The 11,839-nt window shown below is 42.7% G+C and carries 14 protein-coding genes; 8 read left to right on the forward strand and 6 right to left on the reverse strand.

Annotated elements, in window-relative coordinates; all coding sequences use genetic code 11:
- The 8 genes from WBM49_RS01755 to WBM49_RS01790 form a co-directional block, all read left to right on the forward strand.
- Positions 1-407, forward strand: a 407-nt coding sequence (locus tag WBM49_RS01755; protein WP_424370343.1) for a DUF1572 domain-containing protein, incomplete at its 5' end; no start/stop codon positions are given.
- 51 nt (positions 408-458) lie between these two features.
- Positions 459-854: a DUF2306 domain-containing protein gene (locus WBM49_RS01760; RefSeq protein ID WP_424370344.1), complete on the forward strand. Its 396-nt coding sequence runs from the start codon at positions 459-461 to the stop codon at positions 852-854.
- Between the two features lie 9 nt (positions 855-863).
- Positions 864-1,688 (forward strand): M23 family metallopeptidase, encoded by an 825-nt coding sequence (locus WBM49_RS01765; RefSeq protein WP_424370345.1) that lies wholly within the window; start codon positions 864-866, stop codon positions 1,686-1,688.
- A gap of 326 nt (positions 1,689-2,014) precedes the next feature.
- Positions 2,015-2,428, forward strand: coding sequence for a hypothetical protein (locus tag WBM49_RS01770; protein ID WP_424370346.1), 414 nt, complete (start codon positions 2,015-2,017; stop codon positions 2,426-2,428).
- A 19-nt stretch (positions 2,429-2,447) separates the two neighbouring features.
- Positions 2,448-3,020, forward strand: a complete 573-nt coding sequence (locus tag WBM49_RS01775) for a GNAT family N-acetyltransferase (RefSeq protein ID WP_424370347.1) — start codon at positions 2,448-2,450, stop codon at positions 3,018-3,020.
- A gap of 105 nt (positions 3,021-3,125) precedes the next feature.
- A complete protein-coding gene (locus WBM49_RS01780) occupies positions 3,126-3,293 on the forward strand; it encodes a hypothetical protein (protein WP_424370348.1) in 168 nt (55 codons plus the stop codon).
- Between the two features lies 1 nt (position 3,294).
- The gene (locus WBM49_RS01785; protein ID WP_424370349.1) at positions 3,295-5,148 is read left to right on the forward strand and encodes a glycoside hydrolase family 2 protein; all 1,854 of its coding nucleotides are present in this window, start codon (positions 3,295-3,297) and stop codon (positions 5,146-5,148) included.
- Positions 5,148-5,537, forward strand: coding sequence for a hypothetical protein (locus WBM49_RS01790; protein ID WP_424370350.1), 390 nt, complete (start codon positions 5,148-5,150; stop codon positions 5,535-5,537). The genes WBM49_RS01785 and WBM49_RS01790 overlap by 1 nt, the downstream gene beginning before the upstream one ends.
- A gap of 1 nt (position 5,538) precedes the next feature.
- On the opposite strand, the gene acs is transcribed toward WBM49_RS01790, so the two are convergent.
- From acs to WBM49_RS01820, 6 genes are all read right to left on the reverse strand, one after another.
- Positions 5,539-7,446 (reverse strand): acetate--CoA ligase, encoded by a 1,908-nt coding sequence (gene acs / locus WBM49_RS01795; protein ID WP_424370351.1) that lies wholly within the window; start codon positions 7,444-7,446, stop codon positions 5,539-5,541.
- Positions 7,447-7,456: 10 nt separating this feature from the next.
- Entirely contained in the window at positions 7,457-9,148 is a 1,692-nt protein-coding gene (locus tag WBM49_RS01800; protein ID WP_424370352.1) for a sodium:solute symporter family protein, read from the reverse strand.
- Positions 9,149-9,167: 19 nt separating this feature from the next.
- Complete coding sequence (locus WBM49_RS01805; RefSeq protein ID WP_424370353.1) at positions 9,168-9,437, reverse strand: DUF4212 domain-containing protein; 270 nt, start codon at positions 9,435-9,437, stop codon at positions 9,168-9,170.
- 92 nt (positions 9,438-9,529) lie between these two features.
- Positions 9,530-9,712, reverse strand: coding sequence for a CPXCG motif-containing cysteine-rich protein (locus WBM49_RS01810; RefSeq protein WP_424370354.1), 183 nt, complete (start codon positions 9,710-9,712; stop codon positions 9,530-9,532).
- An 8-nt stretch (positions 9,713-9,720) separates the two neighbouring features.
- On the reverse strand, positions 9,721-11,076 hold the full coding sequence (locus WBM49_RS01815) for a TolC family protein (protein WP_424370355.1): 1,356 nt from the start codon (positions 11,074-11,076) through the stop codon (positions 9,721-9,723).
- A partial coding sequence (locus WBM49_RS01820; RefSeq protein ID WP_424370356.1) for an efflux RND transporter permease subunit occupies positions 11,076-11,839 on the reverse strand: 764 nt, incomplete at its 5' end. The genes WBM49_RS01820 and WBM49_RS01815, both read right to left, overlap by 1 nt.

The raw sequence follows: 11,839 nt of genomic DNA on the forward strand, positions 1-11,839 counted from the left end.
CCGTAAACCTTCAGGAAACACTCAAAGGAATTAATTGGGAGATGGCCACACAAAAAGTTGACTCCTTCCACAGCATTGCAGAATTGGTATATCATATGAATTATTTTGTAAACGTAGTGCTTAGGGTACTTCAAGGAATGCCCCTTGAAGGAAACGATGCGGTTAGTTTTGATTGTCCGCCCATTACTTCTCAACTAGACTGGGAAGCATTCCAAAAAAAGGCGTTCACAGAGGTGAAAACCTTTGCACCTCTGGTAGCAGCTTTACCCGAGCAGCGTTTATGGGAAGACATTGGAGATAAAAAATACGGATCCTACTACAGAAATCTGCACGGCATTGTTGAACATTGCCATTATCATCTCGGACAGATTGTCCTAATCAAGAAAATCATCCAACAGCGTACTTAGAAATAATTGCAATTTTAGCTATCCTTTGTTATTTTACAATAAAATTGCCGGATGGAATACCCCTCTTTTGAGTTCCTTATGTTTGCGCATTTATATACAGTTGTCCCTTGTTTCTTTATTGGTACGATACTTTTACTAATCAGTAAAGGCACTTCCCTGCATAAAATTCTGGGCCGCATTTACATGCCTTTAATGCTGATCACGGCCTTTATTACCTTATTTATTCCTGCACAGGTAGGACCTCAATTGATCTTTCATTTCGGATGGATCCACAGTTTTAGTTTTTTAACCCTCTATACGGTACCAACTGCCTATCTGGCCATCAAGAAGGGCAATATAAAATCGCACAGGCGTAAGATGATCTTATTATATTTTGGAGCGATCATTATAGCCGGTGGGTTTACCCTGGCTCCTGGCCGTTATCTTCACAATTTATTCTTTGGCTAATTCACATTTATGAAAATTATTTCAATCTTGCTCATAGCACTGATACTATCCAGTTGCCAGACCTCAAGACTTCCGCGGGAAAAAATATCTCAGTATTCCTATTATAAAGACTATTCCTATGAAAAAGACACCTTAAAAATCAGTCTTTCAAATCCATTGCATTGTCCTTTACGCGTTTTTATCGACGTCTCGGACACACTTCCTAAGGCTATCAGTAATGCCCTTAATCCTCTTACCCTAGCCCCTAAATCAGATACTCTGATTATGATCGGTGATATTCACAAGAAGCCAGCCGAGGTTTCATTTCGTTCTTTACTTGGTGATCCTACTAAAAAAATAACGCTGAAGCCACTTCAATTGCCGTTTGTGAGAAATAAAGAATATCGGGTGATCCAGGCATATAAAGGTAGTTTTACACATAACACTTCGTATTCTAGATATGCCATCGATTTCTCATTACCACTAAACGATACCATTAGTGCCGCCACCAACGGCTACGTTGTTGGGGTGATAGATGGCTATAAAGAAGGTGGAAAGGGAGCAAAATGGCGGCCGTTTGCAAATTTCATAACACTTTATGATCCTGAAACAGGTGTTTATACACAGTATGTACATCTGAATTACAAAGGAAGTTTGGTGTCTGTTGGTCAAGAAATTAGGGCGGGAGACCCTATTGGGAAATCCGGGCTTACGGGTCAAACCACCATTGAACACCTGCATTTTAACACATTGATTCCTGAAAATTCGCCAGGCGGAATGAAGTCTATCCCTGTTGATTTTGAGGAAGGTTATAAAGGTAAGTTGCTGAAAAGGAATGATATTGTTAAAAAATAGGGAAGGGAGGTAAGACCAAAGTACCAACTTAAAAAAGTAGGTATTTAAAGGAATCCTCATAAATTTTCAGTGTCTTACTTGTCCTTTTTATTTGATAGATCATATTCGTTTCTGAAACCCATGTCATGGACAAACTCGTTGCTATCTTTATCCTTTTCCAACAGAGTTTTCATGAGCTTACAGGACAGAAAAAGTTATTGACATACCTTTATGTTAAGGCACTTAAGGCCTCTTAAACCATTCTTTTTAAGAAATTTATTACATTTAAGTAATTTCAAAACAGCTAATTACACAACTTTTAGTAATAATAACCAACACCAACGATTATGAATCCAATTCTAAGAAATATTCTGGCCATTATCGCCGGCCTGGTCATCGGAAGCGCGGTAAACATGTTTTTTATTTCCCTGAATGGGAGTGTGATTGCCCTCCCGGAAGGAGTAGATGTTAGTACCATGGAAGGCCTCAAAGAAAGCATGTCACTTTTTGAGCCGAAGCACTTTATCTTTCCTTTTCTGGCGCATGCCATCGGCACCTTAGTTGGGGCCTATATTGCCGCAAAGATTGCAGCTACCCGCAAAATGCTGTTTGCCATGATCATTGGGGTTTCTTTTTTAATAGGGGGCATTATCAATGTCATTAATTTACCGGCGCCGGCATGGTTTTGCACCCTCGATCTTGTAGTTGCCTATATCCCTATGGCATGGGTAGGAGGAAAATTAGGTGCAGGTAAATCCTAAGTTCCACGGCACTCAAATCATGTTAGATAACTCATTAAATACGGGAGTTTTTGATCAGTTTCCTATTCTAAAGACCAATAGGCTGCATCTGAGAGAATTAAACAAGGCCTATACCCTATCTTTCTATACCCTGCGTTCTGATAAAAAGGCACTTAAATTCATGGATACGGGTCCTTTAGAAAATATGATGGCGGCAGAAAAGATGATTCAGGAGAATGTAGACATGTTCCAGATGAAAGAAGGGATAAGTTGGGCAATCACGGATAAAGAACAAGAAAGATTTATGGGGTATTGTACTTTTTGGAAACTCGATCAAAAAAATGCCCGCAGCGAACTTGGTTTTGCCATGCTTCCTGAAAACTGGGGCAAGGGATATATGGAAGAAGCCTTGAAGGCAGTAATAGATTTTGCCTTTAGACAATGGCAACTCCACAGTATTGAAGCCAACATAAACCCGTTAAATGAGAGGTCCAGACAGTTGCTCATAAAACTAGGATTCCGGAAGGAAGGATATTTTAAGGAAAATTTCTGGTACAACGGACAATTCTTAGACAGCGCTATTTATAGTCTCCTCGAAACATGGCGAACCTAGTTTTGAAGTGCTTTCTTCATGTTTTTAAGTATCTTTAAGGGCGAGATGATCCTGTAAAGGGGATCTTCAGAAAGACTACATGTAACCAACTCTAGCTCTAATTCAATGAAAAAAGTTCTAATACTCAATGCTCTTATTTGGGCGGCTGTAATCCTGATCACCTCCTCCTTAATGGGAAAACATGAAAACGCGCAAATCATTATTGGTGTTCTTGCGGTAGCTTTTACCATTCAGAATGGCTTTACTTATGGATTTTTAAAAGATAAAAAATAACATGTTTCCGACCTCTAAAATTAAACCTCCCGGAAATGGTAGTTTATTTTTATGGATGCTGCTTTTATGGATTCCCGTTATTAACGCGCAAGACTCCTTGCTCAACAATACCTATAACCGCCCCTCTACTTCTCTAAATGGAATCTGGAACTACATTGTAGATCCATACGAAAACGGATTTTATAATTACAGGTTAGAGGCCTTTGAAGATCAGGAAGATCCGGGCCAAAATGCTTTTTTTACAAACGCCAAACCAAGCAGCCCCTCCGACCTTATTGAATACGACTTTGATCTAGCTGATAGTTTACTTGTCCCGGGAGATTGGAATACCCAGAAAGAAAAACTCTTTTACTACGAAGGAAGTCTTTGGTATAAGACATCTTTTGATCATACACCTGCCAATCTCTCTAATCGCACCTTCCTGTATTTTGGAGCTGCTAATTACCAGGCAGATGTCTACCTCAACGGCCAGAAACTGGGCAAACACATAGGAGGCTTTACGCCTTTTAATTTTGAGATCACCCAAATTCTCAGACCCAGGGATAATTTTCTGATCCTTAAGGTTGATAACAAACGAGTTAAGGATGGGGTGCCAACCTTAAATACAGACTGGTGGAACTATGGCGGACTTACCAGAGACGTAAAACTCATCGAAACCACTGCCACGTTTATCGGGGATTATTTCTTGTATTTAGATGCTGCAAATCCTGAAAAAATAAATGGTTATGTGCAGCTCAACGGACCGGAATTAGAGAACCATCCTGTACGATTACAGATCCCGGAATTATCAGTAGATACAACCTATTTCACCAATAAAATGGGAAGAACAGAGGTTGCATTTACCGCAGAGAATATTGCCTATTGGTCTGTGGAAGATCCAAAGCGTTATCAAATCATTTTTTCATCCAGGGAGGATCAACTTACCGATCAGATCGGTTTTCGTTCCATTAGTACCCGGGAAGATGATATACTTTTGAACGGCGAACCTATCTTTTTAAAAGGGATCTCCATTCATGAGGAAAGTCCGGCTAGGGGTGGCCGCGGTAATTCAATGGAAGATGCGCGCCAATTGCTGAGCTGGGCCAAAGAACTAGGTTGTAATTTTGTCCGACTTGCACATTATCCGCACAATGAACACATGGTGCGATTGGCAGACGAAATGGGGATGCTGGTCTGGGAAGAAAACCCCGTATACTGGACCATCTCCTGGGACAATCCCGAAACCTATGCCCTGGCAGCTAATCAGCTTACAGAACTCATTGCCAGAGATAAAAACAGGGCATCTGTCATCATTTGGTCCATGGCGAACGAAACACCTGCCAGTGAACCCAGAACCGAGTTCCTTAGCAAACTGGCAGCCCTGGCAAGAACTAAGGATCCTTCCAGGCTAATCAGTGCAGCCCTCGAACAAAGTGCCTACCGTGGAGAATCTAACGTACGTACTATTCAGGATGACTTTGCCAAGGTGGTAGACGTATTGAGTTTTAATCAATATATAGGTTGGTACGACGGACTTCCTGAAAAGGCGCAAAATATTAGCTGGGTTATTGAACATAATAAACCCGTCCTGATCTCTGAATTTGGAGGTGGCGCAAAACAAGGGTTCCATGGAGATAAAAACACCCGGTGGACAGAAGAATACCAGGAATATCTTTATGAAGAGACTTTAAAAATGCTAAGCTCAATTAAGCAGCTCCGGGGCATGTCCCCATGGATACTGGTAGATTTCAGGTCTCCAAGAAGGATGTTGCCAAAAATACAAGATGGATGGAACCGCAAAGGACTGATTTCTGACGAAGGGAAAAAGAAAAAAGCATTTTTTGTGTTGCAGCAGTTTTATAATTCGAAAGACTAATGCAGATAACAGTTGGCAAGTTAATAGTTATTGTTTTTGCTGTGTTCATCATAGCAGTAGGATTTTTAATGCTTTTACGTCCTGAAAAAGCGAGGGAGATTTTAAGAAAGGCTGGCAGCACCCCCCTGATCAATTATGGGGAACTAACCCTGCGCCTGATCCCTGCAATAGGCTTGATCCTATGTGCTCACGCTTCAAAATTTCCGCAATTCCTTGCCCTACTCGGTTGGTTTATGATTGGCACATCCCTGTTGCTGATGTTACTTCCAAGAAAATTCCACCATGCCTACGCTTTACAAAGTGCCGGAATACTTAACCCCTTTCGTATACGGGCCCTGGCGCCGCTTTCCTTTATTTTTGGTGGCTTTTTATTATATGCCGTACTTTGATCTAAAGCGCATCTTTTATAATAGAGGCAACTACTTCGGGGTTTAGCAAGGTGCTGATGTCTCCCAAATTGTCGGTGTCCTGAGAAGCTATTTTTCGAAGGATACGCCTCATGATCTTCCCACTGCGTGTCTTTGGAAGACCCGGCACAAATTGAATCTTCTCTAATTTGGCAATAGGACCTATATGTTCTGTGATCTGCTGGTTGATCTCTTTGCGGAGGTTATCCCTGTCTCTGGATTCTCCAACTTCTTTTAAGATCACAAAACCATACAAGGCATTTCCTTTTATATCATGAGGAAAACCAACGATAGCCGATTCCGATACTGCCGGATGTTCATTGATAGCATCCTCAATTGGGGCAGTCCCAAGATTATGCCCGGATACAATGATCACATCATCTACTCTCCCGGTAATCCTGTAGTACCCTACGGCATTTCTCAAAGCACCATCGCCCGTGAAGTACATATTCTTATAGGCCGAGAAATAGGTCTCATAATAACGCTTATGATCTCCCCAAATGGTCCTGGCCATTGATGGCCAGGGAAATTTGATGCACAACCTGCCTTCTACCTGGTTACCCATAAGTTCCTCCCCATGTTCATCCATTAACGCAGGCTGTATTCCAATAAATGGCAGGGTGGCATAGGTAGGGGTTGTAGGTGTTACAAAGGGAATGGGTGAGATCATTATACCTCCCGTTTCTGTTTGCCACCAGGTATCTACGATCGGGCTTTTATTTCTTCCAATATTATTGTTATACCAGTGCCACGCCTCCTCATTGATAGGTTCTCCCACGGTACCCAGCACCTTCAGGGAGGAAAGATCGTGCGAATCTACAAAATCCAGGCTTTCTTTTGCCAGGGCTCTAATTGCAGTAGGAGCAGTATAGAACTGTGTTACCTTGTGCTTGGCTACTACATCCCAGAACCGGCCATGGTCCGGATAGGTGGGTACACCTTCAAACATTACCGTTGTGGCACCATTGGCAAGTGGGCCATAGACAATATATGAATGCCCAGTAATCCAACCAATATCGGCCGTACACCAATACACGTCATTCTCCTGGTAGCGAAAGATATTTTTAAAAGTATAGGCCGTATAAACCATATATCCTCCAGAGCTGTGAACCATTCCTTTTGGCTTACCGGTAGAGCCTGAGGTATATAGAATAAATAAGGGATCCTCGGCATCCATGACCTCTGCTGTACATACATCACTGGCCTTATCTAACAAGGGTTGCAACCAATGATCTCTCCCTTTTTCCATATGGATTGAAGCTGCTGTTCTTTTCACCACTAATACCGATTTAACTCCGGGGCATGACTCCAGGCCTTGATCTACAATGCCTTTCAAATCAATGGTCTTGGCACCACGATATGAGCCGTCTGAGGTAATTACCATTATACAGTCGCAATCATTGATCCTGGTTGCAAGGGCTTGAGAAGAGAACCCGGCAAAGACCACAGAATGGATAGCTCCGATCCTGGCACAAGCAAGTACTGAAATTGCAAGCTCTGGGATCATGGGGAGGTAAATACAAACCCTGTCACCCTTTTGAACTCCTTGTTCCTTTAGCACATTGGCTAACTTACAGACTCTTGCATGAAGTTGCTTATAGGTGATATGCTGGGCTTCTTCCTTTGGGTCATTGGGTTCAAAAAGGATGGCTGTTTTATCGCCCCGGACGTATAAATGCCGGTCTAAACAATTTTCGGTTATGTTTAGTTGTGCCCCCTCGAACCACGTTACTTCGGGCTTTGTAAAATCCCATCGAAATACCCGCTCCCATCTTTTTTTCCAGACAAAATGTTCTTCTGCTATCTCTTCCCAGAAGTTTTCAGGTTCCCGTACCGATTTGCGATACAATTGAAAATATTCTTCCAGGTGTTTTATATTGTAATTACTCATAGTATTGTTTTTAATGTGCACTAGCCCTGCCAGCCCCTTTTGGTAGGCGGATATCCTCCACAATCTGCTGTACTTCCTCTGGTGGATCCTTGGTAAAGGCAGAAATGACCAGGGCTACTATAAAATTAAGCAACATTGCTACAGTACCAAAGCCTTCAGGTGAAATTCCAAACCACCAGTCTTCCGGCTCTCCACCTCCAAACATATCGAACTTAAATTTTAGCATATAATAGAGCATCACCAGAATACCTGCCACCATACCTGCTGTGGCTCCTTCTTTATTCATCTTCTTATAAAAAATTCCCAGAATAATTGCAGGAAAAAAAGAAGCAGCCGCAAGGCCAAAGGCCAATGCCACCGTAGCCGCTACAAAGTCGGGGGGATTGATCCCAAAATACCCTGCAATAGAAACCGCCACTACCGCGGATACTCTGGCAAAAACAAGTTCACCTTTATCTGAAATGTCTGGCTTCCATTGTTTTTTGATAAGGTCATGCGAGATTGCTGTTGAGATCACTAAAAGCAAGCCTGCAGCCGTGGACAAGGCCGCTGCCAAACCACCTGCGGCAACCAGGGCGATCACCCAATTAGGCAAATCGGCAATTTCGGGATTGGCCAGTACAGTTATATCCGGATCCACTGTTAATTCGTTCTTTTCCGCATCGCCCACATACTGGATAAGACCATCGTTATTTTTATCATTAAAAACTATAAGTCCGGTTGTTTCCCATTTCTGAAACCAGGGCGGCATTTGCTCGTAGGGTTGATCCCGGACGGTCTCTAAAAGGTTGGTTCTGGCAAAGACGGCAACTGCCGGAGCAGTGGTATATAAAATAGCAATAAAGAGCAAGGCGTAGCCCGCAGATTTTCTGGCGTCCCGTACATTGGGCACCGTAAAGAACCGCACAATAACATGTGGTAATCCTGCTGTTCCTACCATCAGTGCCGCGGTGATACAAAAAACATCGATCATGGCCTTAGAACCATCTGTATAGGCCGTAAAACCGAGATCCGTTGAAAGTCCGTCCAACTTATCCAACAAAGAGATCTCCTCGCCCAAAACATTGGCGCCCATTCCCAATTGCGGTATAGGATTGCCAGTCATTTGGATAGAAATAAAAATAGCCGGGACCATAAAGGCAAAGATCAAGACACAGTACTGGGCCACCTGGGTATAAGTGATCCCTTTCATACCCCCTAACACAGCGTAAAAGAGTACTATGATCATTCCAATAATAACACCGGTATTGATAGGAACTTCCAAAAAGCGTGAAAATACAAGGCCCACTCCGCGCATCTGTCCGGCTACGTAGGTAAAGGAAACCAGCAAGGCACAAACCACCGCCACCGTTCGCGTAATGTTGGAGTAATAACGATCCCCGATAAAGTCGGGCACTGTGAACTTCCCAAACTTCCTAAGATAGGGTGCCAGGAGAAGCGCCAGCAGCACATAGCCCCCTGTCCAACCCATCAGATATACGGAGCCGTCGTAGCCGGTAAAGGACAAGAGACCTGCCATGCCCAAAAAAGACGCTGCAGACATCCAGTCGGCCGCAGTAGCCAATCCATTGGCCAGGGCAGAAACGTGGCCTCCTGCTATGTAAAAATCGCTTGTAGAGGTTGCTCTGGACCATATGGCTATCCCTATGTAGATTGTGAAGGAAATAATGACCAGCAGTAAGGTCCAGCTTTGCACATCCATAGACTACTCTTTTGGATTTTTATTTTGAATGGTCATCGTATCCATATTTCTTATCGAGTTTGTTCATGAGTCTGACATAAACAAAGATGAGGATCACAAAGACGTAAATGGCCCCTTGTTGGGCAAACCAGAATCCCAGGCCGAAACCTCCTATTCTGATGGTATTTAAAGCATCCTTAAAAAGAATTCCCGCACCAAAAGAGACCAAAAACCAGATGCTCAGTAAGAAAATAAGGTAGCGCAAATTCTCTTTCCAATAGGCGGTAGCCTTTTTTTGTTTTGTATCCATTCGCAGTTAATGAAGTAAGCCAGGAACAAAATACTAAATTATCCGGGATTAGTATGCCGTGGCGACTTTTATCGATAAAGAAATAGAAGTAATTATTGTTCCAGGCTCACGGCCTGAAATCCCTGAAGTTCCTGCTCTTCAAACCAGACAGTAAGCTCAATGGGATTGCAGCATACCTCGCAGTCTTCTACATAGGTTTGATTGGCAACTGACCTGTCTAAAAGCATGGAGATCTCTTCCCAGCAATACGGACATTGAAAAAAATGTTCGATCATGGTATGCTTTATAGTTCTACGTTCAATAGTTGCCCGGTGAGCTGTAGCAGTTGAAGTTCTGCCAGTTTAGCGTCATACTTAGCCAAATTCTTATTGGTCAGGGCGTTGAGAAGGTTTATCTGTGCTTGCCTGAATTCAATGGAAGTGATACGTCCCAATTGAAATTGTTCCCGGGAACGATCAAAATTATTTTCATTGGTGATCACATTTTTTTCCTGGATGCCATAGATATCTAACCTGTTCTTATAGAATTCTAGGGCATTGAGAATATCTCTGTTTACTTCCAACTCCACCTGATTCTTAAGAAGCTCCTGATTCTTAAATGCGATCTTGGCATTTTTAACTCGTACCGCTGTTCCGCCACCATCAAACAGATTCCAGGTTAAACGGGCGCCAAGATTCAGATTATACGTAGTATTGTTAGTTCCGGGGAAGAATGCTGAGGCGGCACTTTGGTTAAGATTCCATCCATAGGAACCGGTTAGGCCAATGTTAGGAAGGTAGCCACTTCTGCTTATCTTAATATCGTAGTCATTGATTGTCAGGTTCTTCTCTATTTGAAGAATTGCGACGTTATTCTCTTTTGCCTGGGCAATATACTCGTCTAATTGTAATCTGGGAATAAAGGTTACTACCGTATCTACCTCAAAAACCTCATTCAAGTTCTGATTGAGAACCACATTTAGATCGCGTTTTGTATTGGCCAACTGTTGTTTGGCATTCAGCAGGTTGATGCTGTCATTAGTAACATCTACTTCTGCATTCAGGATATCTAATTTGGTATTCTGCCCATATTCAAAAGCGTATTCTGCCCGGGTGATCCTGTCTTTGGAGATATCAAGGGCTTGTCTAAAAACATTGACATTCTCCGAAAGCCTGGCTACTTCAAAATAAACGCTTAGCAGTTGCAACATGGTATTCTCAATGGTTTCCCTGGCTTGCAATTCGGTGAGCTGGTACTGCTCCTTCAGGCTCTTGTAATTATACAGGCGTCCCATTCCATCAAAAAGGGTATAGTCTAAAGTTAGGCCCGTATTGTAGCGCTGTGCCTCTGCCTGATCGATCACAAAATCTGGTCTTGGATCTCCATTTTCCAGCAACTGACCCGGAAATTCAATGACAGCATCATCCCGGTTATAGGTGGCTCCTGCATCTGCTGTAAGGGAGGGTAGAAAACCGGAGTTTAGTATGCTTTGATTGTTATCTGCAATGGCTATCTGGTTCCTTGCAACCTGGATCCCAAAATTATTTTTGAGCGCCTGGGCAACCGCCTCTTGTTTTGAGAGTATTGTTTCCTGAGCTACGAGTTGTAAACCTCCCAAAAAAAATAACAGGAGTATGGAAGTGAGGTACCTTCTTCTCATTAATCTTTATCTTCTAATGTTACCTGTTCTTTTTTCCTAGATCTCTTTGACGGGTCTGTCACCGGAGGGATGTGAACGCTGGTGGTTTTTTTCAGTTTATCTTTTAGTTTAGCTTCCTGTACCTGTTCTTTAATTACCCTTTCCACATGCTCCTTCTCCAGGCGTTCTCCTGTTTTTAACCAGGCGATGTTGCCCTTCCAGGAGTTCACTGCAGAAAGTAGTAAAGGCAGCATCAACAAGGTAAGTACGGTAGCAATACCTATTCCATACGAAATGGAGATGGCCATGGGCTTCAGGAATTGGGCCTGTCTGCTTTTCTCGAGCAAGAGTGGGGCGAGACCTGCGATGGTCGTTAATGAGGTTAAAAAGATAGCCCTGAACCTAGATTTGCCTGCTTCGTACAGTGCATCATCAAATTTCATCCCTTGCCTTAAATAGGAATTAAATTTCCCAATCAAAACCAATCCATCATTTACCATAATACCTATCAAGGCTATAATACCCAGTGCGGATAAGACGTTGATTGGAAATCCATGAATATAATGGCCCCACCCAACACCTATAATACTAAACGGAATCATAGAGAGCAAGATCACAGGCTGGCTATACGATCTGAAGGTAAAGGCGATTACTGCGAATATCAGGAATAGTATTACCGGAAATACAGCGTTGGCGGATCTCGATAATTTCTGAGCTTCCCTGTTTTGGCCTTCATAAGAAACAGATAGGCTTGGATACTTGGCCAGCAGGTCCGGAATAAAAT

The sequence above is a fragment of the Muriicola sp. genome (assembly GCF_049669965.1).
Classification (GTDB): domain Bacteria; phylum Bacteroidota; class Bacteroidia; order Flavobacteriales; family Flavobacteriaceae; genus Muriicola.

Excerpts from the sequence above, each read along its gene's own strand:
- WBM49_RS01815 (WP_424370355.1), bottom strand. The coding sequence starts at position 11,076 with ATGAGAAGAAGGTACCTCACTTCCATACTCCTGTTATTTTTTTTGGGA.
- WBM49_RS01760 (WP_424370344.1), top strand. The coding sequence starts at position 459 with ATGGAATACCCCTCTTTTGAGTTCCTTATGTTTGCGCATTTATATACA.
- acs (WP_424370351.1), bottom strand. The coding sequence starts at position 7,446 with ATGAGTAATTACAATATAAAACACCTGGAAGAATATTTTCAATTGTAT.
- WBM49_RS01790 (WP_424370350.1), top strand. The coding sequence starts at position 5,148 with ATGCAGATAACAGTTGGCAAGTTAATAGTTATTGTTTTTGCTGTGTTC.
- WBM49_RS01780 (WP_424370348.1), top strand. The coding sequence starts at position 3,126 with ATGAAAAAAGTTCTAATACTCAATGCTCTTATTTGGGCGGCTGTAATC.
- WBM49_RS01775 (WP_424370347.1), top strand. The coding sequence starts at position 2,448 with ATGTTAGATAACTCATTAAATACGGGAGTTTTTGATCAGTTTCCTATT.
- WBM49_RS01770 (WP_424370346.1), top strand. The coding sequence starts at position 2,015 with ATGAATCCAATTCTAAGAAATATTCTGGCCATTATCGCCGGCCTGGTC.
- WBM49_RS01800 (WP_424370352.1), bottom strand. The coding sequence starts at position 9,148 with ATGGATGTGCAAAGCTGGACCTTACTGCTGGTCATTATTTCCTTCACA.
- WBM49_RS01785 (WP_424370349.1), top strand. The coding sequence starts at position 3,295 with ATGTTTCCGACCTCTAAAATTAAACCTCCCGGAAATGGTAGTTTATTT.
- WBM49_RS01805 (WP_424370353.1), bottom strand. The coding sequence starts at position 9,437 with ATGGATACAAAACAAAAAAAGGCTACCGCCTATTGGAAAGAGAATTTG.
- WBM49_RS01810 (WP_424370354.1), bottom strand. The coding sequence starts at position 9,712 with ATGATCGAACATTTTTTTCAATGTCCGTATTGCTGGGAAGAGATCTCC.
- WBM49_RS01765 (WP_424370345.1), top strand. The coding sequence starts at position 864 with ATGAAAATTATTTCAATCTTGCTCATAGCACTGATACTATCCAGTTGC.